The 20,201-nt window shown below is 68.8% G+C and carries 22 protein-coding genes and 2 tRNA genes; 8 read left to right on the top strand and 16 right to left on the bottom strand.

Annotated elements, in window-relative coordinates; all coding sequences use genetic code 11:
- Positions 1-68 precede the first annotated feature (68 nt).
- Positions 69-983: an endonuclease NucS gene (nucS, locus tag ACQE3M_RS04250; protein WP_430504232.1), complete on the bottom strand. Its 915-nt coding sequence runs from the start codon at positions 981-983 to the stop codon at positions 69-71.
- 139 nt (positions 984-1,122) lie between these two features.
- On the opposite strand from nucS, the gene ACQE3M_RS04245 reads away from it, so the two are divergent.
- Positions 1,123-1,641 carry a phosphoribosyltransferase family protein gene (locus tag ACQE3M_RS04245; protein WP_430504231.1) on the top strand — a complete coding sequence of 173 codons (519 nt, stop codon included), beginning with the start codon at positions 1,123-1,125 and terminating at the stop codon, positions 1,639-1,641.
- Between the two features lie 72 nt (positions 1,642-1,713).
- Here the strand turns inward: ACQE3M_RS04245 and ACQE3M_RS04240 are convergent, their stop codons facing one another.
- The 4 genes from ACQE3M_RS04240 to ACQE3M_RS04225 form a co-directional block, all read right to left on the bottom strand.
- Positions 1,714-1,908 (bottom strand): cold-shock protein, encoded by a 195-nt coding sequence (locus ACQE3M_RS04240; RefSeq protein ID WP_430504230.1) that lies wholly within the window; start codon positions 1,906-1,908, stop codon positions 1,714-1,716.
- 129 nt (positions 1,909-2,037) lie between these two features.
- Entirely contained in the window at positions 2,038-2,634 is a 597-nt protein-coding gene (locus ACQE3M_RS04235; protein ID WP_430504229.1) for a zinc ribbon domain-containing protein, read from the bottom strand.
- On the bottom strand, positions 2,634-3,179 hold the full coding sequence (locus tag ACQE3M_RS04230) for an NINE protein (protein WP_430504228.1): 546 nt from the start codon (positions 3,177-3,179) through the stop codon (positions 2,634-2,636). The genes ACQE3M_RS04235 and ACQE3M_RS04230 overlap by 1 nt, the downstream gene beginning before the upstream one ends.
- Before the next feature lie 73 nt (positions 3,180-3,252).
- Positions 3,253-3,720, bottom strand: a complete 468-nt coding sequence (locus tag ACQE3M_RS04225; protein ID WP_430504227.1) for a DUF2085 domain-containing protein — start codon at positions 3,718-3,720, stop codon at positions 3,253-3,255.
- Positions 3,721-3,821: 101 nt separating this feature from the next.
- Here ACQE3M_RS04225 and ACQE3M_RS04220 point away from each other — a divergent pair, with 101 nt between their 5' ends.
- Together ACQE3M_RS04220 and ACQE3M_RS04215 are read left to right on the top strand one after the other, a co-directional pair.
- Complete coding sequence (locus ACQE3M_RS04220) at positions 3,822-4,100, top strand: hypothetical protein (protein WP_430504226.1); 279 nt, start codon at positions 3,822-3,824, stop codon at positions 4,098-4,100.
- Positions 4,097-4,486, top strand: coding sequence for a hypothetical protein (locus ACQE3M_RS04215; RefSeq protein WP_430504225.1), 390 nt, complete (start codon positions 4,097-4,099; stop codon positions 4,484-4,486). Before ACQE3M_RS04220 ends, ACQE3M_RS04215 begins: the two co-directional genes overlap by 4 nt.
- A gap of 1,084 nt (positions 4,487-5,570) precedes the next feature.
- On the opposite strand, the gene ACQE3M_RS04210 is transcribed toward ACQE3M_RS04215, so the two are convergent.
- Complete coding sequence (locus ACQE3M_RS04210) at positions 5,571-5,771, bottom strand: hypothetical protein (RefSeq protein ID WP_430504224.1); 201 nt, start codon at positions 5,769-5,771, stop codon at positions 5,571-5,573.
- Between the two features lie 105 nt (positions 5,772-5,876).
- Here ACQE3M_RS04210 and ACQE3M_RS04205 point away from each other — a divergent pair, with 105 nt between their 5' ends.
- From ACQE3M_RS04205 to katG, 3 genes are all read left to right on the top strand, one after another.
- On the top strand, positions 5,877-6,395 hold the full coding sequence (locus tag ACQE3M_RS04205; RefSeq protein ID WP_430504223.1) for a hypothetical protein: 519 nt from the start codon (positions 5,877-5,879) through the stop codon (positions 6,393-6,395).
- Between the two features lie 106 nt (positions 6,396-6,501).
- Entirely contained in the window at positions 6,502-6,957 is a 456-nt protein-coding gene (locus ACQE3M_RS04200) for an RDD family protein (protein ID WP_430504222.1), read from the top strand.
- Between the two features lie 191 nt (positions 6,958-7,148).
- On the top strand, positions 7,149-9,317 hold the full coding sequence (gene katG, locus ACQE3M_RS04195) for a catalase/peroxidase HPI (RefSeq protein ID WP_430504221.1): 2,169 nt from the start codon (positions 7,149-7,151) through the stop codon (positions 9,315-9,317).
- A 959-nt stretch (positions 9,318-10,276) separates the two neighbouring features.
- On the opposite strand, the gene ACQE3M_RS04190 is transcribed toward katG, so the two are convergent.
- Complete coding sequence (locus ACQE3M_RS04190) at positions 10,277-11,278, bottom strand: restriction endonuclease (protein ID WP_430504220.1); 1,002 nt, start codon at positions 11,276-11,278, stop codon at positions 10,277-10,279.
- Positions 11,279-11,469: 191 nt separating this feature from the next.
- Here ACQE3M_RS04190 and ACQE3M_RS04185 point away from each other — a divergent pair, with 191 nt between their 5' ends.
- Positions 11,470-12,501 (top strand): NADP-dependent oxidoreductase, encoded by a 1,032-nt coding sequence (locus ACQE3M_RS04185; protein ID WP_430504219.1) that lies wholly within the window; start codon positions 11,470-11,472, stop codon positions 12,499-12,501.
- Positions 12,502-12,544: 43 nt separating this feature from the next.
- Here the strand turns inward: ACQE3M_RS04185 and ACQE3M_RS04180 are convergent, their stop codons facing one another.
- The 8 genes from ACQE3M_RS04180 to ACQE3M_RS04145 form a co-directional block, all read right to left on the bottom strand.
- Entirely contained in the window at positions 12,545-14,866 is a 2,322-nt protein-coding gene (locus ACQE3M_RS04180; RefSeq protein WP_430504218.1) for a PKD domain-containing protein, read from the bottom strand.
- Positions 14,867-14,944: 78 nt separating this feature from the next.
- The gene (locus ACQE3M_RS04175; protein WP_430504217.1) at positions 14,945-15,586 is read right to left on the bottom strand and encodes a hypothetical protein; all 642 of its coding nucleotides are present in this window, start codon (positions 15,584-15,586) and stop codon (positions 14,945-14,947) included.
- Between the two features lie 151 nt (positions 15,587-15,737).
- Positions 15,738-16,130, bottom strand: coding sequence for a cupin domain-containing protein (locus ACQE3M_RS04170; protein ID WP_430504216.1), 393 nt, complete (start codon positions 16,128-16,130; stop codon positions 15,738-15,740).
- A 100-nt stretch (positions 16,131-16,230) separates the two neighbouring features.
- The gene (locus ACQE3M_RS04165; protein WP_430504215.1) at positions 16,231-16,659 is read right to left on the bottom strand and encodes a DoxX family protein; all 429 of its coding nucleotides are present in this window, start codon (positions 16,657-16,659) and stop codon (positions 16,231-16,233) included.
- A 54-nt stretch (positions 16,660-16,713) separates the two neighbouring features.
- Positions 16,714-18,267 (bottom strand): carotenoid oxygenase family protein, encoded by a 1,554-nt coding sequence (locus ACQE3M_RS04160; protein WP_430504214.1) that lies wholly within the window; start codon positions 18,265-18,267, stop codon positions 16,714-16,716.
- Between the two features lie 87 nt (positions 18,268-18,354).
- Entirely contained in the window at positions 18,355-18,675 is a 321-nt protein-coding gene (locus ACQE3M_RS04155) for a hypothetical protein (protein WP_430504213.1), read from the bottom strand.
- A gap of 261 nt (positions 18,676-18,936) precedes the next feature.
- A tRNA-Phe gene (locus ACQE3M_RS04150) sits at positions 18,937-19,010 on the bottom strand.
- A gap of 60 nt (positions 19,011-19,070) precedes the next feature.
- On the bottom strand, positions 19,071-19,610 hold the full coding sequence (locus tag ACQE3M_RS04145) for a COG1361 family protein (RefSeq protein ID WP_430504212.1): 540 nt from the start codon (positions 19,608-19,610) through the stop codon (positions 19,071-19,073).
- A 104-nt stretch (positions 19,611-19,714) separates the two neighbouring features.
- Here ACQE3M_RS04145 and ACQE3M_RS04140 point away from each other — a divergent pair, with 104 nt between their 5' ends.
- Positions 19,715-19,849: a hypothetical protein gene (locus tag ACQE3M_RS04140; protein ID WP_430504211.1), complete on the top strand. Its 135-nt coding sequence runs from the start codon at positions 19,715-19,717 to the stop codon at positions 19,847-19,849.
- Positions 19,850-19,961: 112 nt separating this feature from the next.
- On the opposite strand, the gene ACQE3M_RS04135 is transcribed toward ACQE3M_RS04140, so the two are convergent.
- A tRNA-Pro gene (locus ACQE3M_RS04135) sits at positions 19,962-20,034 on the bottom strand.
- Between the last annotated feature and the right edge of the window lie 167 nt (positions 20,035-20,201).

Raw genomic sequence — 20,201 nt, 5'->3', positions numbered from 1 at the left:
CCCAGCGTGTGAATAAAGCCTTCGAAAGGATCGCCAGACACCGGGCTGTGAGCCGCTCCCACGCCGGTTCAGGCGTCCGACCCGCCGCTCTCGACCGCGCCGACCGCCGCCGATTCCCGGGCCTCGTCGACCGAATCGGTCCGGTCGACCTCCTCGTCGGCATCAGGGTCGTCACTCGCGGCGTCGCCATCGTCGCCCGCGGCGTCGGTCTCGTCGCCCGCAACATCGTCTTCGTCCTCCTCGGAAGTTTCCTCGTCCGACTCCGCGGCCACGGGATCGAGCGCGACGTGGTCGAAGCCCTCCTCGGCGAGCAGCTCCGCCGCCCGGTCGGTCACCGACGGCGCGACGAGGACGCCCCGGACCGCGACGTCCTCGCCGAGCTCCCGCTGGAGGGCGGCGACGTACCGGGAGAGCTGGTTCGCCGCGCTCGGGCCCACGCGCCGGCGCTTCAGCTCGACGACGGTCGGGTGCCCCTCGCCGTCGACGCCGAAGACGTCCATCGGGCCCGCGCTGCTCTCGCGCTCGGTCTCGCGTGGCTCGAAGCCGGGCTCGACCAGCTCGGGACGGTCCAGCACGCGCCGCTTCAGGTCGGCCTCGCTCCCGTGGAGCTCGAGGTCGCGCCCGCCGGTGACGGCCATCGCGGACAGCTCGTCGACGGCGGAGAACTGCACGGTCAACGACTCGCTCGGGTTCGTACGCTCCGAGCGGATCCGGAGCTGCCCGTCCCGGACCGCGGCGTGGTGTTCCGACCCGGGCGGCTGCCAGTTGACGGGCGTCCGGCCCTCGTCGGTGTGGACGAGGGCGGCGCCGTCCGGTTTCAGGATGACCAGCCGGGCGCCCGGCCCGAGCTCCGACGACGCTCGCCCGTCGTAGTCGACGGTGCAGCGCCCGAAGACGGTGATGAGGTCCCCGCGATCGAAGGCGGATTCGAGCTCCCAGAGGGCCTCCCGATGGCTCGGGTCGTGGAGGGTCGTGACGGTCACTGGCCGAACCTACGCCGAGCGAACGGAAAAGGGGAGCGGGCGGCGAGGTGAAACCGGTCTTCCGGGAGGGACGCCGACGCGGCGCCGACTCGCCGCTGGGCCCCGAAAGTACAACCCGACACGGCCGTACACACGGCACATGGAGTGGGAGACGTATCGCGAGCTGATCGCGAGCGCCGAGTACCGGTCGAACGTCCCCAACGTCTTCGCCGACCCGGACCACTTCGCGGCCGCCGTCGACGACATGCGCGAGGCGACCGGGGTCGACCCGGAATACGTCGCCGGCATCGACGCGCTCGGGTTCATCCCGGGTGCTGCTCTCGCGCGCGACTTCGACGCAGGGTTCATCTCGATCCGGAAAGGCGGCAAGCTCCCCATCGCCGAGCGGTACCGGCTCGCCGACGACTGCGTCGACTGGACGGGCCGGGAGAAGACGCTCGAACTCGACCGCCGGATGGTCCCGGACGGCGAACGCGTGCTCGTCGTCGACGACTACGTCGAGACGGCCTCACAGGTGCGCGTCGCCGTCGACCTGCTCGAGGAAGCCGGCGCCGAAGTCTGCGGGCTCACCTTCCTCTGTGCGCTCCAGACCGAGGAGACGCGGTCGCTGGACGCCGAGTACGGCGTCTACTCGGTGAATCCGTGGGACGAAGCCTAGCGACGCTGCCGCTAGTCGGTGTGAGAAAACGCAAAATTTAGCAGCATGCCGATACGTCAGACTGGGACCAGCTTACAGGCGCTCGAGGTTAGTCGCGCGCGGGCCCTTGTCAGCCTCTTCGATGTCGAACTCGACTTCCTGACCCTCTTCGAGATCGGGACCGCCGATATCTTCCATGTGGAAGAAGACGTCGTCGTCCGCATCCTCAGTCTCGATGAAACCGTAGCCGCCAGTGTCGTTGAAGAAGTCAACCGTTCCGGTAGACATTGCAATCAAACAGATGCGACGCCCACTGATAAGGGTTCCGTGACGGGACGCCGCGAGAGAACCGTACACACGGTTGTTACCAGTTCACGTGTCCGATACCGGCCGATCCGAAATCACCATATCTGCGAGTCACGGCGTTTCCAGCACCTCGTGGCGACGAATCAGGTAGACGGCCGCCACGACGACGTTGAACACCGGCACCAGCGCCGCGAACACCCAGGGGCCGCCGGCGGGCTCCCAGGCGCTGTTCTCGCGGACGTACGCGGCGTCCTGCGAGAGCGACGCCGGCAGGCCGACCCACGCCAGCAGCGCCAGGGCGCCGAGTGCGCCGTGCTGGACGCCAGTCGCCCACGCGCCGAGGACGACGACCCACGCGGCGCCGAACGCGGCGACGCCGTACCACCAGTTGGCCGAGGAGGGCTCCGCGCGGTTGCCGGCGGCCGGAGCGCCCGTCGAATCCACCGTCCTCGAAGCCGCATCAGTCGAAGCCGGGTTGGCGTCCCGCGTCGCCTGCACCTCGCTCGGACTCCGTTGGTCGGGGACCGCGGGGTCCCCCTCACCGGTCGTTCCCTCGCCGCCGATCGGGTCGCGAGGCTGCTCCGTCGCCGCCGACGGATCGTGCCACTCGTTGGCGACGCCGCAGTCCGGACAGTAGACCGCGGCGCGTTTGATCCGGGCGCCACAGGCCGTACAGAACACCTCGTCCAGGTCCTTCGCCCGCCCCATCAGTTGACGTACTTTCGTTCGAACTCGGCGTCAGTCTTCGTGAGGTAGAGGATCCCCTCGATGAGGCCGACCAGCGCGGGAATGAACGTCCAGGAGAAACAGAGATAGAGGATCCCCATCCCCGCCTCGCCGAGGTAGAACTTGTGCGCGCCGATCCCGCCGAGCAGCAGCGCGAGAATGCCCGCCGTCACCCGGTCTTTCTCGGTCGACGTCGGCGGTTGCTGGCGAACACCGCACTCCGGACAGATCTCGGCGGCCTTCTTGATGGGCTCGCCACAGCTGGGGCAGTACTGCTCGTCGGGCGCGAGCGAACGGCCCCCCGGCCCCGATTCGGCGGGGGTCGAGCTGTCCGCCCGCGGGGACGCCCCGGGGGTCTCCGTCCGCGACGACGCCTCCGAACCGTCACTGTCGGCGTCCGTATCTTGACCGCTCGCAGTCGGCGTCGGTTCGGTAAACGGGTCCGACGAGGCGTCCTCACCGGCCGTCCCGTCGGCCGTCTCCTCCGCAGGAGACGCGTCGTCGGAATCGTCTGGCGACTCTGGCATACTTCGAACTGTCGTTGCCAGCACAAATAAGTACGGAAGGCCAGCGGATTGCTATCAGGCGACAGGAAACCACTCAGCGCTCCGGGTCGCTGGGCGAGCGAAACGAACGAAGCAGGAGCATGCCGGCCACGACGGCGTAGCCGAGCCCGATGCCCACGACGCGCGCGTCGCCGACGAACAGGAGCCGCCCGAGGCCCATCCCGTAGCCGACGCCGAGCGCGACGCCCGTCCACGTGCGGACCGGGTTCGTCCCGTCGCGGTCGCCGAGGGCGGTCAGCGCCCAGTCGCCGAGCGCGAGCGCCGGTAACGTCGCCACCGCGAGGAGCTGCAGGTCCGGAAGCCAGCCGAGGTGGACCGCGAGCAGACCGACGACGATCGCCGGATAAACCCCGAGACACCGGGCACAGAGGTGTTCCTCGCGGCCGCGCACCCGGACGCGGTAGCACCGGTCGTACTCCGCCGGTTCGTGATGCGCCAGGAGGTACTGGCGCGTCTCGGCGAGCCCGGCTCGCAGTTCCCTGGCAACGACGTCGACGTCCACGTGATGGCGTCGGTCGGCGGGCTGAAAAATCCCGGAGTCCAGGATCGCTCACCGTTCCCCCGGCCGTCCACGTTTTCCCGTCGGCCCTCGAAGCGCCGTCAATGACCGGGCCGCATCCGTCGAAGCACGAGCTCGAAGGCGCGAGGGTGTACGTTCACGAGCAGGACCCCGAATCCGGCGCGCAGGTGACCCACATCGACGTCGAGCACCCCGACATCAACGAGATCGTCGAGTCGGGGGAGAACACGTACGTCGGCGGGAAGGAGGGCGGCGTGTTCATCGGGCTCGACGACGAGATGCTCGACCGCGCCGAGGCGTTCCTCGACGCGCGACGCGAGGAGGGCCAGGGCGAGGGCGAACGCGAGGAGAGAACCGAATGACCGACGCGATGGACCGCCGGGACGCCCTCGCGGACGCGCTCGCGGACCGCGACTGGGAGGTGCTCGACACCTTCGGCGGCCTCCGCGAATCGCCCGCCATCGCGGTCCGGGTCGACGACGTGGACATCGCGGGTGAAACCTTCGAGCAGGGGGACCTCACGATCACCGTCGTCGACGGCGACGTCACCGCGGACCGCGTCTCGATCTCGGACGACGACCTCGACCTGACCGAGGCCCAGCGGGAACTGCTCGACGACGTCTGCGACGAGAAGCTCTCCGGCCCGGAGATGACCGTCTGGGACTACGTGCCCGGGAGCGAGGAGGACAACATCGACGAGGTGCTCGAAGAGCTTCGGCGCGTCTACGACGAGGTTACGCCGATTTGAGCGATGGTTCTGGATAGGTGCGGACGTCGTTATGCTCGGCGGCAACGTAGACTCCTCGACAGTCATTGGGCGCCCTGACTTATATACCATATTTAAGGAAGTAGGCAGTGCCGCGCTTGACAGCACCGCAAACAGCCTGAAAGCCCCCAACCGCTCTTTATAAGTAGGTTTGAACAGGTGATACGGGATTCCTCTTGACAGCACCGCAAACGCCCAGAAAGCCCTCGGCCGCTCGCGGTCGCTGAGCAGGATATCTGCGCCTCTCAGCACCGCCCGGCGCAGATAGTGCCTGTCTCAGCGACTCCGCTTCGCCGCGACCACTGGAAGACGGTCCGGGCTGCCTGCAGTAGCGGGCTGCCGGGCTGCGACTTCCAAGCTCTCGTTCACTTCGTTCACGAGACCGGCCGTCGCACTTTCAGTCCGCCAGGACCGCGACAGCGACAGCAACCGCGACCGCGACCGCGACTGCCACCCCCCCGACAGCACCGCCCGGCTACCGCAAGCCTCGGCCCTCCCCAGCCTCGGCCGGTAGCGCGCCGGGACCGCACAGCTCGGCGCGCCACCGGCCTCCCTCGCACGCGTTGCTCGCGCGCGCCGACCGCCCCGCACCGCACGCCGACTGACCGGTGAACGTCGCCGGCGAACCAGCCGCCGCGAGCGACGGCCCGGCCACCACTCCCGGGCGGGACTGAAAGGGGCAGCCGCTGAGCGGGATGCCCTGCGACGTAAGCACCGCAACGGCGAACGAGCGAAGCGAGTGAGCCGTGAGGAGCGCAGCGAGCAGCGCGAGCGCTCAGCGGCTGGGGCTTTCTGGGCATGCTGAGTGGTGTCACCCGCGGCGGCGCCCAACCCTGTTTATAAACGCGAGCGCTCAGCGGCTGGGGCTTTCTGGGCATGCTGAGTGGTGTCGCCCGCGACGGCGCCCAACCCTGTTTATAAACGCGAGCGCTCAGCGGCTGGGGCTTTCCGGGCATGCTGAGTGGTGTCACCGACAATCGTCGGCACGACAAATCACCTGACTAAGCACAAGGAACCGAAAAAGCGTACCCGCGGAAACCCATCAAATCGCCCCGACAGGATCCGATTAGCTCTCGTACCGTTGCGAATGCCCGTAATGGCACTGCTCACAGCGGATCGTCACCGAGTTTTCGTCCACCTCCCACTCGTACTCCGCCGCGTCGCAGTCCGGGCAGGTCAGGGCGTCCGTGTCGCCGGTCGACTGCCACTTGTCGCGTAGTACCTCCTTCGCAGCCGTCACGCTCCGGGATGCATCCTCGACTGACATGTATACTCGCCTCGTTCGTCGGCCACACGCGGCCCCGCCTAATGTCTGCGGGCCGAACGGCACGGCGGCCCCAAGGTAGTTGCCGGCGTCGGCAGGAGTTCCGACATGGAGCTACTGGTAGTGCTGGCGCTCGTCGCAGCCCTCGGGCTCACACTGATCGGGGTGGCCCTCCTCCTGCTCCGCCTGCCCGCGATTCCGGTCCTCGCGGCCGGCGGGCGCGTCGAGCGGCTCGGCCGCCGGTTGCTACGAGCGCCAGGCCGTGCGGCTCGCGGGATAGCGACCTTCGCGCGGCAGTCCGCCGGTCGAGCTCGGGCGGCGACGTCGCACGGCCTCGAGGTCGCCGAGACCGCACTCGGCCTCGAGACGGGGGAGCTTCGGCGGCGACTCCGGGTCGACGCCGGCCTGCGAACCGTTGGGAGGGTCGGCGGGAGGATAAAGCGAGTCGGGGTCGACGCGCCGGTCGCGTTCGTTCGACGGCTCGGTCCGCGAGAGCGACGCGACCCGTTTCAGCGGTGGGCACTCCGGTTGCTCGTGGTCGGCGTCGTGCTGCTCGTGATCGCGGTCGGGGGACTCGTCGCCGCGGTCGTTCTCCCCGGTCCGCTACCGCTCGGAGCGACGGGGTGACGACGGCGGGGCAGCAGCGGAACGCCAGCAGGAGTTGTCTCCCGATTATTAGTTCTGGTAAACAGGGTGGAAATTTTAAGTTAGGTCTGTCGCCTGAGACGGAGGTATGGATCGGAATCCAACGCCGGACATGTCCGAATACGCAGGCGTGCTGGATCGACGACTGGAAGCGCTGCTGGTCGACGGGCTACTCGTCGTCCTGACGCTGGGTGTGCTCGGGTACCTCGGCGGAGCGCTCCTCGTCGGCGGGGCCGTCGGCGGGTTCGGCGGCGCCATCGTCGCGATCCAGTTCGTCGCTCCGTTCGCGCTCATCGGCTATCAGACTGCGATGGAAGGCTACTACGGGCAGACCGTCGGGAAGTCGCTTCGCAATATCGTCGTGGTCGACGAGGACGGCTCCCCCGTCGGCTGGGGCGGCGCCGTTATCCGGAACCTCCTGCGGATCGTCGACGCGCTCCCGGCGTTCTACGTCGTCGGGGTCGTAGTCGCGTCCCTCACGGACGACCACCAGCGGCTCGGCGACCTGGCCGGCAGTACCGTCGTGGTTCACACGGCCGACTGACGGGGGTTTTCGACGGCACGATCGCGGAAGGAATTGCAGGAAGTGAGCGGGAAAGCGAGTCAAAACCAACTACCTTTTTTGATATCCAACGAGATGTTTGGTTGAGGAAAAGCACGTATGTTCGAACACGACACCAAATGCGGTGAGGGGAAACCCGCGGACGAGCACGAGGCGATTTCGGGGGGTGCGGAATGAGCGACGAACACTGGGAACCGAAAGGCGTCGACGACTGGTGGCCGAACCTCCTGAACGTCGACGTCCTCGACGACAACGCCGCGAACGTCGGGCCGCTCGACGAGGACTTCGACTACGCGGAAGCGTTCGAGGAGCTCGACTACGAGGCCGTCAAGGCGGACATCAAGGACGTGATGACCGACTCCCAGGACTGGTGGCCTGCGGACTACGGCACCTACGGCCCGCTGTTCATCCGGATGGCGTGGCACAGCGCCGGCACGTACCGGACCATCGACGGACGCGCCGGCGCGTCCGGTGGCCTCCAGCGGCTCCCGCCGGAGAGCAGCTTCCCGGACAACGTGAACCTCGACAAGGCCCGGCGCCTGCTCCAGCCAGTCAAGCAGAAGTACGGCCGGAAGCTCTCGTGGGGCGACCTCATCGTCCTCGCCGGCAACGTCGCCCTGGAGTCGATGGGCTTCGAGACGTACGGCTTCGCGGGCGGCCGCGAGGACGAGTTCAAGCCCAACCACGCCGTCGACTGGGGGCCCGAGACCGAGTGGGAGGAGACGTCCCCCGAGCGCTTCGAGGACGGTGAGGTGGGCAACCTCAAGGACCCCCTCGCGAACACCGTGATGGGCCTCATCTACGTGAATCCGGAGGGCCCCTACGGTGAGCCCGACGTCGAGGGATCCGCGGCGAACATCCGCGAGGAGTTCTCGCGGATGGCGATGGACGACGAGGAGACCGTCGCGCTCATCGCCGGCGGTCACACCTTCGGAAAGGTCCACGGCGCCGGCGACCCCGACGAGCACGTCGACGTCGACCCCGAGGATGCGCCGATCGACCTGCAGGGGCTCGGCTGGGAGAACGACCTCGGCGAGGGGAAGGGTCCCGACACGATCACCAGCGGGATCGAGGGTCCCTGGAACAACGCGCCGACCCAGTGGGACATGGGCTACATCGACAACCTGCTGGACCACGACTGGACCTCGGTGAAGGGTCCCGGCGGTGCGTGGCAGTGGCGCCCGGTTGGCGGCGAGATCGAGGAGGCGCCGGCGCCCCACGAGCCCGGCGAGACCGAGGAGCCGATGATGCTGACGACGGACGTCGCGCTGAAGCACGACGACGACTTCCGCGCGGTCCTCGAGCACTTCCAGGAGAACCCCGACGAGTTCCAGCAGGCGTTCGCGCGAGCCTGGTACAAGCTGCTCCACCGTGACATGGGCCCGGCGGAGCGACTCGTCGGTCCGGAGGTCCCGGACGAGACGTTCGTCTGGATGGACCCGATCCCGGACGCCGACTACGAGTTCATCGGCGACGAGGAGGTCGCCGAGCTCAAAGACGAGCTCCTGGACACGGACCTCACGGTCCAGCAGCTCGCGAAGACCGCGTGGGCGTCCGCAGTGACGTACCGCGATAGCGACAAGCGCGGCGGCCCCAACGGCGGCCGCCTCCGCCTCGAGCCCCAGCGCAGCTGGGAGGTCAACGAGCCCGACGAGCTGGAGACGGTCCTGGAGACGCTCGAGGAGGTTCAGGAGAGCTTCAACAGCTCGCGCTCGGACGACGTCCGCGTCTCGCTCGCCGACCTCATCGTGCTGGGCGGCAACGCCGCCGTCGAGCAGGCGGCCGCCGAGGCAGGCTACGACGTCGAGGTGCCGTTCGAGCCGGGCCGGACTGACGCCAGCCAGGAGCAGACCGACGTCGACTCCTTCGAGGTGCTCGAGCCGAAGGCCGACGCCTTCCGGAACTACCTCGGCGGCGGCTACGACGACCGGCCCGAGGACCGGATGATCGACAAGGCGGAGCTGCTGAACCTGTCGGCCTCGGAGATGACCGTGCTGGTCGGCGGCATGCGCGCGCTCGGCGCGACGTACGGCGACACCGACCGCGGCGTCTTCACCGATCAACCCGGCGCGCTCACCAACGACTTCTTCGCGAACCTCCTCGACATGGACTACGAGTGGGAGGCCGTCGACGAGGACGAGGAGGTCTTCGAGGGCCGCGACCGCGAGTCCGGCGACGTCGAGTGGGAGGCCACCCGCTTTGACCTCATCTTCGGGTCGAACGCCCGCCTCCGCGCCATCGCGGACGTCTACGCTGCGGACGACGCCGAGGAGAAGTTCGTCGAGGACTTCGTGGACGCGTGGTCGAAGGTCATGACGCTCGACCGCTTCGACCTCGAATAGCGTCGCGCGATAGCTTTCGGTTCGGTCGTCGGTTTCTGCGGTTTTCTTTTGATAAGTGGTCTGGGTTGCTCGAGAGGTGGAGTGGCATTGCTTGGGTGGTTACCCGTTGCTCTCGGGTTCCCTGTCGCTGAACGACCTCGCTTATAAATGAGTTCAGCTACCGTCGCGGACGACACCACTCAGCACGCCCAGAAAGCTCCAGCCGCTGACCGGTCGCATTTATAAATAGGGATAGTTATCGTCGCGAACGACACCACTCAGTACACCCAGAAAGCCCCAGCCGCTGACCGGTCGCGCTGCTCGCTGCGCTCCTCTCGGCTCACTCGCTCCCTCCGGTCGCTCGTTCGCCGCTCCGGTGCTTACTTCGCAGGGCGTCCCGCTCAGCGGCTGCCCCTTTCAGTCCCGCCCGGGAGTGGTGGCCCGAGCGTCGCGCGCGTCGGCCACCGGGCCGGCGCCGTACGCCGGACAGCCGGCGTGCGGCGCGGTTGCGGTTGCGGTGCTGTCGCCGTCGCGGTTGCGGAGCGGTGCTGTCCTGGAGGACTGAAAGGGCGACGGCCGGTCGCGCCGCAGGGGAGTCGCTGAGCCGACCTCTATCCGCGCCGGGCCGTGCGGAGAGGCGCGGATATGTCGCTCAGCGACCGCGAGCGGCCGAGGGCTTTCGAGGTGACTGCGGTGCTGTCAAGAGCAAGTCCGTATCACCTGTTTAAATCAACACATAGCGAGCGGCTGAGGGCTTTCTGGACGTTTGCGGTGCTGGCGAGAGCAGTAGCGCTAGGATGCTTAAATACAGTTTATAAACAAGGCAAATCGAACCTTTTCAGGCAGTCCGCGTTCCAGTCGAGTGCAGCAGCGTCTACACCTGACCAGCCACCTCCGAGACGGGAAGAACGGGCGGTTTCAGGATCGCCGCATCCCGGTCGAGCTTCCCAGCGTTTCCAACGAACCGGACCCGCCGATCGTCACTTAACCCGGAACCACGCACGCGACCGCCCGCTCGGGGTCCGTTGCCGGCGACGGTGCCAGTAGAGACCGCCGACGACGAACAGCACCGGCGCGAGCAGGAAGGACGCGAGGTGCCACCAGGTCGGCGTCCACGGCCCGGGCTCGAACCGACGGACGAGGTAGACGTCGACCGCGAACAGCGGCAGCAACACCCCGTACGTGCCCAGCAGGAAGGCCCCCATCAGGAGCCAGAACGCCGCGGACCCACCCGGCGCCGCGACCGTCAGGAGGAACGTCGCGAGGACGACCGAAAGCGACACCCGGAAGCCGGTGAACGTCAGGCCCGCGACGTCCTCCGTGGTGGGGTTCGGCGGCAGGCGTCGGGTCAGCAGCGTTTCGGCCCGGTCGACCACGTCGTACCGGCGGAGCACCCGGGCGACCGGGGCCGGGGCTCGCGCGACGATCGGGTCCGCCTCCACGACGAGCGGCCGGTCCACGTGCGCCGCCAGGAGGTCGTGCGCCTCGCGTCGGTGGATCAACCGCGCCAGGTCGTCGACGTCGACGACCCTGACGCCGAACTCCGCGGCCCGCCGCCGGACGCTGCGGGAGGTCTCCCGCGGTAACACGAGGGTGCTCCAGTCGACCTCCGCGCGCTGGACCGTCCCGACGAAGTGCCGGACCTCGGTCCCGCCGACGCGCGACTCCGTCTCCGGGCGCTCGATCCGCAGGAGTCCCTGCTGGGCCACGGGCCAGTCGCGATGCACGGCGAGGTCCACGTACCGCGATTCCCGTTCGCGGACCTCCTCGACGACCCACTCCCGCCGCTCCCAGAGCTTCGTGACCAGCTCGACGAACGCCCGGTCGCCCAGGCCGCGGAGCGCGTCGCCAGTGGCGATCGGGTCCGGTTCCGCCTCCGGCGACGCCGCTCCAGACGCCGACGACGCCGCTTCCGACGCCGGCGACGTCGACCGCGCTCCCGAACCCTCAGGGCCGGGGGACCCGGAATCAGCGGGGGCCATCGGCCGACCCCGTGATTCCGGTGCCCGTGGCCGCGCGCGCTGCGGTCGGGTGGCTCATGGCGTGTACACGCAGGTAGCGGGATAAAGTGCTACGGCCGTCGGCGTATCCACGGTCCGAGCCCGGAGCGAGCGAACCGGTCGGACTCGCCACAACCACAGTTACCTTCACAGTCGGTGGGAAACCCAGTGCCATGGCAGACACTGACGCGGATCGGAACCGCGTGTTCAGGCTGGCGGAGCGCCCGACCGGAACGCCCGACGAGGACGTCTTCGACCTCTCGGAGGAGCCCGTGCCGGAGCCCGGCCCGGGCGAGGCGCTCGTCCGGACGCTGTACCTCTCGGTCGACCCCTACATGCGCGGCCGGATGCGTGCCGGGGAGTCGTACGCGGAGGCCTGGGACGTCGGCGACCCCCTCCGGGCCCGCGTCGTCGGCGAGGTCGTCGAGAGCAACGGCGCCGGCTTTGCGGAGGGCGACCTCGTCACGGGGAACCTCCAGTGGGCCGACTACGCAACCGCTCCCGGCCCGGAGCTCTCCGCGATCGACCCCGACCTCGCGCCGATCTCGACGTACCTCGGCGTCCTCGGGATGCCCGGCAACACCGCCTACTTCGGCGTGCAGGAGGTCACCCGGCCGAAGGCGGGCGAGACGTTCGTCGTCACCGGCGCGGCCGGCGCGGTCGGCTCCACCGCGGGCCAGATCGCGAAGCTCAACGGCGCCCGCGTGGTCGGCTTCACCGGCTCCGACGAGAAAGTCGAGTTCATCGAGGAGGAGCTCGGCTTCGACGCCGGCATCAACTACAGGACGACCGACGACTACCGGGCCGCCCTCGACGAGGCCGCGCCGGACGGCGTCGACGCCTACTTCGACAACGTCGGCGGCGAGATCACCGACGCCGTCTTCACGCGACTCAACGTCGACGCCCGCGTCGGGGTCTGCGGCCAGATCTCGCTGTACAACGCGACGGAGGTGCCGACGGGCCCGCGGAAGCTGATGGGGCTCATCGAGACGCGCGCGACCGTCGAGGGCTTCCTGATCAGCGACTTCAGTGAGCGCTTCGACCAGTCGGTCCCGCAGCTCGGCGAGTGGGTGGCGACGGGCGAACTCCAGTACCGCGAGACGGTGACGGAGGGGCTCGAGAACGCCCCCGACGCGTTCCTCGGCCTCTTCGAGGGCGAGAACATCGGCAAGCAGCTCGTGAAGGTCGCGGACTACGAGGCGTAGTCGGAAAGTCGCCGACTACGAGGCGGAGTCGACGGCGGCACCGTCACGCCTGGATCTGGTCGACCGCGTCCCGCGCTCGCTCGACGACCTCGTCGAGGTGCCCCTCGCGATACCCCCAGTAGCCGACCAGACAGATCCCCACCAGCAGGAGCGGAAGCAGGAGCAGCCAGAGTGGAGTGCGCCGGCTCGTCTCCGCGGTATCCCCGGCGACGGTCCCGGTCGGGACGTCGGTGGCCGTCGAGTCCGTCGCGGTCGAGTCGGCCGTCCCGGCGGACGTGACGGCGACGGCGAAGTAGGAGAAGCCGTCCGTCCGCGCCGCCAGGGTCACGCTGCTGGCGTTGCGCTCGACGACGGTAGTCTCGAGCCGCTGCCAGCTCCCGTTCGTGTACCGCAGCATGGTGACGTCGGCAGGGTCCGCGTCGTCGATCTCGCTCCGGTCGACGGTGAAGACGAGCCTCGCGGACACGTCCGAGTCGTTCGAGAGGGTGATCGCGAGCGGGTGCACCACGCGACCCGGCGGCTCCGAGACGTTCGCCGGCAGCGACGTGAGGAGTTCGGCGCGGAGGGTCCCGGCCGCCGGCTCCGCCGCGAACGCGATCGCGTCGATGGGCACCGCGTCGAGCTCGACGACGTGTTCGACCCCGTCGTCGGTGCTGTTGGTCGTGGAGTTCGCCGTGACGTTCGTCGCATCAGCGGTGCTCGCATCGTCGTCCGCCCCGTCGACGATGCGCACCGTCTCGAGCACCTCGACGGTCACGTTGTCGGTGGTCGTCGAGCCGGTTGAACCGGTCGACTCGTCGGCCGTGTCCCCGACGACGATGGTCCGGGTCGCCGAGTCGCAGTTGCCGGCGAGGTCGACGACGGTGAGCCGGACCGTGTACGTCCCCGGCTCGTCGAACGTGCGGACGACCGACTCGCCCTCGACCTGGTCGCCGTCCGGGAGCTCCCAGACGTATCGAGAGATGCCGACGTTGTCCCGGGAGCCCGAGGCGTCGAGGACGACCTTGGTCCCCTCGTCGACGGTGATGTTCGGCCCGGTCTCCACAACCGGGTCGGCCGTGTCGACGACGAGCGAGTCGGTGCCCGCGCTGTCGGCGTTGTCGTACGTGTTGCGCGCGGTGACGGTGAAGACGTACGCCCCGGACACCGAGGCGTCCTCGGCGTCGACGTCCACGGCGACCGTGGCCGCGTAGTTGTCGCCGCCGGTGTGCTCGAGGGTGACCGTGCCGGCGCCGACCGCCGAGAGGTCCGCCTCGACCGCCGTGACGTTCTCGCCCTCGACCGTGGCCGCCACCCGGATCCGGTCGCCTGGCCCGACGACGCCGTCGCGGTCCCGGGTGTCGACCACCGCGGCATCGACGACCGTCGGCGCCGGCGTCTCGATGGCGACGGAGCCGGTCTCGCCGTCGGCGCCGTCGTAGCCCGCGTCGTCGACCGCGCTCGTCAGCGTGGCGTCGTAGCTCCCGTCCGCGTCGACGCTGGTGGTCGCGCGGTAGCGGTAGCCGTCCGTCGTCGCCGTCTCGGTGAAGTCGGCCTCCGTGAGCGTCAGGGTCTCCGGACCGGCCACGTCGACGGAGATGTCCGTCAGCTGCTCCGAGGACGTGAACGCGACCGCGATCTGCCGTGCCTCCGGGTTCGAGACGGTGTAGTCGTCGATCGCGGGCCGCCAGTCGACCGCGACGGAGTCCGAAGGGGTCGACTCGGCTGTCTTGCCGGTGCTGTCCGCGGCGTAGTCGAGCGTCGCCGCGTAGGTCCCGTCCCGCTCAGCGACGTAGGTGGCTTCGTAGGTGTAGCCCGACCCGTCCGACGACGCTGCGAAGTCGGCCTCGGTGAGGGTCGCCACGGTCTCGCCGTCGCGCGTGACGGTGACCTGGATCTCCGCGAGCTCCCGCGTGGAGTCGAAGGAGATGGAAACGTTGCGCTGCTCGGGGTTCGTGACCGCGTAGTTCGAGACCTTCGGCGGCGGGGCTTCCGAGGCGCCGACCACGCCGACCTTCTTCGTCGCGGCGATGGTGTTTCCGTCCGCGTCCGCGACGGTGTCCGTGGAGTCGTCGAGCGTCGTGTACGCGACGTTGCCGTCCTTGTTCACGTAGACGAGGTCGAGGGCGCCGTCGCCGGTGACGTCGACGCCCGCGATGGGCGCCTTCGCCGCGGAGCCGGACTTGTACGCCGTCTTCGTGCCGTCGGCGTCGACCAGCGCGGGGTTGTTGCTGCCGTCGACGATGGGGACCCTGGCGACGCCGTCGCCGTCGAAGTCGGCGGGCGCGCCCGCGCCGTAGCCGTTGTTCGAGCCGATGGAGGAGTAGCCGGTCGAGTGGACGTCGCCGTCGTAGTACTTGATCGTGCTCGACCCGCCGGCGAACACGAGGTCCGCGTCCCCCTCGCCGTCGAAGTCGGCGACGCCGAGGACGGCCTTCGCCGCGGTCGCGGTGACGCGCTCCGGCTAGCCGCCGGGTTCGACCTTATAAACGTAGTTGTTGTCGTCGGTGTTGACGTAGTACACCGCGGGGGTGCCGTCGCCGTTGCGGTCCCCGACCGCGAGCATCGTTTTCGACGTCGGCGCGCTGTCGGCCGCGAGCGAGCCGGTTTCGCCCTGGCGGTCGACGTGGTTGATCCCGCCGTTGCTGTCGACGTAGATCGCCTCGAGGAGGCCGTCGCCGTCGACGTCGTACAGCGGCCCGACGACCGCCGACGAGACCCCGAGGTCGGTGACCGTGCCGTCCCGCGAGTACATCGCGACGTTGCCCGTGTCGGCGGTCCGGAAGGCCGCGATCGGCGGGCTGTCGGTCGTCGCCGTCGACGCCGCTATCGACGTGCCCGTCGCGTCGATCGCGCCGGTGCCCGAGAGCGTGCCGGTGCCCGAGAGCGTGCCGGTGCCCGAGAGCGTGCCGGTGCCAGGGAACGCCGCGATCGGCGAACTGTCCACGGCGCCCGCGGCGTCCGGGGCGCCTGGAGTACCCCCGGCAGCCGCGGCACCCCCCGCGCCGGTTAGCAGGATCGGCGTCCCGACCACGATCGCCGCGAGTAGCAGCACCAGGACCGCGTGCACCCGGGAGCCGTCGACCCGGACGCTATCGAAGCTCATGCTGTCTCAATTACCAATGAGACGGACAAGAGGTCTGGGGCCGGCGATCGACGGAAGCGGCCAAATACGGTTATTACAGGCGCTGAAGCGTTGAAACCGGATCGAGCAACGACGGAAACTGGCTAGCCGGCGTCGGCGGCGCGCCGACCGGCTATAGTTCGGGAAACTCCTCCTGGTACGCGGTCCCCTCGACCCGGTCCTCGCGCAGCGGCCAGAACGCGAGCAGCGTCGCCGTCTCGCCCTCGACCGCCCGGGACGTGTGCGGGATCTCCGGCGGGATCGCTAGCGTGTCGTACGGTTCGAGCTCGAGGCGCTCGCCGTCGACGAGGAAGTCGAGGCGCCCCTCGACGAGCATGTTCATTTGCTCGAAGGGGTGGGTGTGCGGTTCCGAATCGGGTCGCTCCGGCGTAATCTGCGAGAACCCGACCATCTGGTCGACGCCGCGGAAGACGACCTGCTCGAAGCCCTGCTCCTGGCGGTACGGCGTCACCTCCGCGAGGTTGTACACGGACGGGATCGCGTCCTCGTCGTAGTCGCGTGCCATGCTGGGTCCTCTCGCCGAGCGCCCGGATAAGTGTGCGTGCTGGCGTGGGAATTGCGGGCGTCCGGGGAGGGACTCGCCAGACGGGGTCGCCGTGCTCGACTCAGTTCGTCGCGTCCGGCAGCGGCCGCGTGTACCACCACGCCCAGAGGACGAAGACGGCCTGGAACGGGAGCCGCGCCCACCGCGCGGTCGTCGACGGGTCGTCGACGAACGCCGGGCCGCCGGTGATCGCGACCCCGGACGTCGCCATGTAGACGTTCGCCGGGAAGATGGCGATCAGCAGCGCGACCAGCCCCCAGGCCGCGAGGCGCCGCGTTCGCGGGACCATGACCCCGATGCCGAGGGCGATCTCGGCGATTCCGGAGAGGTAGACCAGGGCGAGCGGCCGGGGGAAGACCGGTGGAACGACCTGTGCGTAGAGGTCGGGCACGACGAAGTGCAGCACGCCCGCGACGACGTAGAGGACACCCATCACGTACAGGAGGGGACGCTTGCACCTCGCGAGGCGGTCGGTGAGGTCGTCGGCCATACGTTTGCTCGTTGGAACACCGGACCAAGAGAGTTGCCACTGGGCGAGCGACGGTCACTCCGCGGCCTTCGCCCGGAGTTCGGGGAAGTACCGCCCGTGGAAGTCGAACGGGAGGGCATGGGGCAGGTCGACCCGCGCCCGTTCCTCGAAGCGCTCGCCGTCGAGGACGAGCAACCGTGACCGGTCGGCGTCGACGTCGAGCGCGAGCGTGCACACGACGCCCGCGTCCTCGGGGTCGCCCGCGCTCCCGGCATCGCCCGGTGCCGGCACGAAGATCAGCTCGCCGAAGTAGTCGCCGCCGCGGTCGAATTCGGCGACGTCGCCCGTCTCCGCATCGTACTTCAGCACGCCGGTGGCCCACTCCGTCGCCGGCTGGTCCAGGCTCATCGCGTAGACGTAGCGATGGGGGCGACACCACCGCGCCGGCGAGACAGTCGGGAGCGCGGTCCCGTCGTCGTACAGCATCTCCCGGTCGACGGTCGCGGGACCGGCGTCGTACCGGTCCGTGCCCGTCACCCCGCCAAGGTCGACGGTGAACCGCTCGAGGCGGCCGGCGATGGCGTCCAGGTTCCCCTCGCGGAGGCTCTCCAGCGTGAGCTCGCCGATCGTCGTCGCGTCCGGCACGGTCTCGAGGTCGAAGACCAGCTCCGTCCCGCTGTCGCGCTCGAAGGCGTTGACGTGGTGGAAGCCGAACACGGGGTCGGTCACCGGCTCGGCGACCAGCTCGCCGGTCGCGCGGTCGACCACGACGATCCGGGTCCCGCGCTCGGGCTGCCACTCGAACTGCTCGATGAAGGCCGCCTGCCGGCCCGGTTTGAAGAAGGTCAGCGGGTCGACCCGGAGCGGGAACTCCGTGAGCACGACGTAGTGCGGGGTCAGCGCGAAGCTGTGCATGTAGGCGGGCTCGTCCGTGCCGACGCTGGCGACGTGGCGGCGCTCGCCGTCGGCCGTGAGGGCGTGGACGTGGTAGGTGCTGGTGCGACCGAACGCCGTCTCGACGTTGAACAGCGTTCCCGTCGCTGGGTCGCGTTTTAAGTGGGCACACGCGAGCTGGCCAGTCGGTGCCGGGCCGTCGTACTGGTAATGCCCCTCGACCGCGAGGGTGTTCGGGTCGATCTCGACCGCCCGCGGCGACTCTGTCAGCGCGAGGTAGCGGTCGCCCACCCGTTCGACGATGATGTTGGTGTTGTCGTACGGTTCGCTGAGGAACCCCCGGAGCCGGTCCCGGAGCGTCGTCTCGCCGGTGGCGAAGCCGCCGGTGAACTCCCCGGCCTGCGCCTCCGCGTACGCGTCCGTCTCGAGGAACCGGTTCCGGTAGTGGAGGGCGTCGGCTGCACCGTTGCCGTCCCCCGCAGCCTCGCGGTCGCCAGCCCGGTCGCTAACGCCCACGAGGTCGGCGCCCGCGCGATTTCCGGGGTCGAACGTGAACCGGGTGCACATCGCCAGCCCGTCGAACCAGTGGTCGACGTCGTCGCCGCCGCCGAGCGAGAAGGAGCCGGGGCCGTTGCGGACGAGGCTCCCGGTGAGCCACTCTGGCAGGGTTCCCTCGACCGCGATCGACGCCGTCGCCTCCGCTTCGAGCGAGTGGAACCCGGGATGTGCGTCCATGGGCCCATGCACGGGCGGCGGCGAGTAAACGATGCTGGTGGCGTGTCCCGGTCGCGCTCAGTCGCGTCGGCGTCGAGCGACGGGGAGCTACCGGGTCGCGTCCGCGGAACCGTCGGACGTCGCGCGGTTCGGCGGCGGGTTCCCCTCCGCCCGCGCTTTCGACTCCCGGACCTCCACCGGCTCGTCGGCCAGCCGGATCCGCCCCGCGTCCGCGTCGCCGAGCGCGAAGAGTCGCCGGGCGTCGTACCGGTACTGGTAGTACTCGGCGACGTCGAGGAACAGCGCGCCCGGCGTCGTACAGTGCCCGCAGACGACGGCGTCGTTCGACGTCCCCGCGGGGTCGACCTTCGCGACGTAGTCGTCCCCGCGCCCGTCCGGCCACTCGTGCTGGTCACAGCGACAGCGCATAGTTCGCCGGTCGGTCCACGGGGCCAAATAAACAGTGCCCGAAGCGGGTCGGTGAGATGGCGGATTCGGTGGTGGTCAGTTCAGCGTATCTGGGGGAGCGGCCTTTCTCGATACAGATGGAGCAAACCAGGCACTCAACCCGGATTTGAACCGGAGGAAGACGTTCCTGCTCGCTTCGCTGCGCGGGCTGCGTCTTCCAGGGTTCAAATCCTGTCGGCGACAGTTTTCGCGACGCTCGCTGCGCTCGCAGTCTTGAAAACATGCCGCCTCCCGGATTTGAACCGGGGACAGCTCGATCTTCAGTCGAGTGCTCTCCCAATCTGAGCTAAGGCGGCTCGCATGTTCACCTAAGCCGATTCGAGACAAAAGGATTTCGAAAGCCTGCGGCGGGGTCGTTAGCTCACCTGGCGTTCCTCGGTGATGACCTCCTGGCCGCCGTCGAAGCGGACGATGGTCTCGATCGTGATCCAGCCGTTGTTGTCCTCGACTTTCGCGGCCTCGCCGTAGCTGAGTTCGACGCGCTGGGTGGAGGTGTACTCGGCGCCGGCCTCGAGCGTCCCGATCTCCTCGCCGCCCTCCCAGATGAGGTCGCCGTCGGTGTAGATGTTCGTCTCGACGGTGACGTTCGTCGCCGTCTCGTTACCGTCGTTCGTGATCGTCGCCGTCACGTCACGACAGGTCTGGCCGCACTCCTCGATCTGATCGACGGTGTACGCGAACGACGCCGAGGTGTTCTCCATCTGCGGCGTCGCGGTCAACTCGTCGCCGCTCGTATCGCCGCCGGTGTCGCCCGATTCGGTGCCCGTCGGCTCGGTGTCGCCGCCCTCCGTGACCGTGTCGCCGCCACCGCCGAGGAAGACGAACGCGCCGGCGACACCGCCCACCAGCACGACGGCCGCCACGGCGATCGCGATCTTGCCCGTTTTGCTAACCATAGCGGAACCAGAGAGCGATGCCGCAAGTGTCTGGTGGTAGCGCGGCGGTCGACGAAGGTCGGTTCGGCCACAAGCCCTGATAGCCGGGGCGCTGAATCACGACTATGCCGGACTGTCCAGATTGTGGCAGCGAACTCGTCGCGTCGGCCGAACACGAACCGTCCGAGGGGACCCACAAGGTGTTCGAGTGCAACAGCTGCGGAACGGTGTACGAACCCGACGAGGTCGGCGCGAGCTGACGCCGATATCGACCGTATTCGGCGTCAGCACGGACGGAGCCGACCGCGGACGTCGTAGCCGAGTTACGGCGCCGTCGCCAGCGACTGTTCAACTATCGGTTTAAAAGCACGATGGGACCGCCGAGATTTGAACTCGGGTTACGGCGTCCCAAACGCCGAAGGATACCAAGCTACCCTACGGTCCCCGTACACTGCTATACCGCCATCGAGCGGTAAAGCGTTTCGCTCGCCGTCGCCGCCGAGGGCAACAGGGCGCTGCGTGGGGACGACCGCCCGGAAATGGCTGCGCGGAGACCCCTGCAGGGATGGAAAGCCCTTTGCGTATCCCGGGAATCGTTCGAGTAACTGTGTT

Origin of the sequence: Halosubterraneus shenae, assembly GCF_050510935.1 — an archaeon.
Taxonomy (GTDB): domain Archaea; phylum Halobacteriota; class Halobacteria; order Halobacteriales; family Haloferacaceae; genus JBDGPU01.
The sequence above is the reverse complement of the archived record's forward strand: the minus strand, read 5'-3'. Positions and strand labels throughout refer to the sequence as shown.

Excerpts from the sequence above, each read along its gene's own strand:
- ACQE3M_RS04245 (WP_430504231.1), top strand. The coding sequence starts at position 1,123 with ATGGAGTGGGAGACGTATCGCGAGCTGATCGCGAGCGCCGAGTACCGG.
- ACQE3M_RS04240 (WP_430504230.1), bottom strand. The coding sequence starts at position 1,908 with ATGTCTACCGGAACGGTTGACTTCTTCAACGACACTGGCGGCTACGGT.
- ACQE3M_RS04235 (WP_430504229.1), bottom strand. The coding sequence starts at position 2,634 with ATGGGGCGGGCGAAGGACCTGGACGAGGTGTTCTGTACGGCCTGTGGC.
- ACQE3M_RS04230 (WP_430504228.1), bottom strand. The coding sequence starts at position 3,179 with ATGCCAGAGTCGCCAGACGATTCCGACGACGCGTCTCCTGCGGAGGAG.
- ACQE3M_RS04220 (WP_430504226.1), top strand. The coding sequence starts at position 3,822 with ATGACCGGGCCGCATCCGTCGAAGCACGAGCTCGAAGGCGCGAGGGTG.
- ACQE3M_RS04215 (WP_430504225.1), top strand. The coding sequence starts at position 4,097 with ATGACCGACGCGATGGACCGCCGGGACGCCCTCGCGGACGCGCTCGCG.
- ACQE3M_RS04210 (WP_430504224.1), bottom strand. The coding sequence starts at position 5,771 with ATGTCAGTCGAGGATGCATCCCGGAGCGTGACGGCTGCGAAGGAGGTA.
- ACQE3M_RS04205 (WP_430504223.1), top strand. The coding sequence starts at position 5,877 with ATGGAGCTACTGGTAGTGCTGGCGCTCGTCGCAGCCCTCGGGCTCACA.
- ACQE3M_RS04200 (WP_430504222.1), top strand. The coding sequence starts at position 6,502 with ATGGATCGGAATCCAACGCCGGACATGTCCGAATACGCAGGCGTGCTG.
- katG (WP_430504221.1), top strand. The coding sequence starts at position 7,149 with ATGAGCGACGAACACTGGGAACCGAAAGGCGTCGACGACTGGTGGCCG.
- ACQE3M_RS04190 (WP_430504220.1), bottom strand. The coding sequence starts at position 11,278 with ATGGCCCCCGCTGATTCCGGGTCCCCCGGCCCTGAGGGTTCGGGAGCG.
- ACQE3M_RS04185 (WP_430504219.1), top strand. The coding sequence starts at position 11,470 with ATGGCAGACACTGACGCGGATCGGAACCGCGTGTTCAGGCTGGCGGAG.
- ACQE3M_RS04175 (WP_430504217.1), bottom strand. The coding sequence starts at position 15,586 with ATGAGCTTCGATAGCGTCCGGGTCGACGGCTCCCGGGTGCACGCGGTC.
- ACQE3M_RS04170 (WP_430504216.1), bottom strand. The coding sequence starts at position 16,130 with ATGGCACGCGACTACGACGAGGACGCGATCCCGTCCGTGTACAACCTC.
- ACQE3M_RS04165 (WP_430504215.1), bottom strand. The coding sequence starts at position 16,659 with ATGGCCGACGACCTCACCGACCGCCTCGCGAGGTGCAAGCGTCCCCTC.
- ACQE3M_RS04160 (WP_430504214.1), bottom strand. The coding sequence starts at position 18,267 with ATGGACGCACATCCCGGGTTCCACTCGCTCGAAGCGGAGGCGACGGCG.
- ACQE3M_RS04155 (WP_430504213.1), bottom strand. The coding sequence starts at position 18,675 with ATGCGCTGTCGCTGTGACCAGCACGAGTGGCCGGACGGGCGCGGGGAC.
- ACQE3M_RS04145 (WP_430504212.1), bottom strand. The coding sequence starts at position 19,610 with ATGGTTAGCAAAACGGGCAAGATCGCGATCGCCGTGGCGGCCGTCGTG.
- ACQE3M_RS04140 (WP_430504211.1), top strand. The coding sequence starts at position 19,715 with ATGCCGGACTGTCCAGATTGTGGCAGCGAACTCGTCGCGTCGGCCGAA.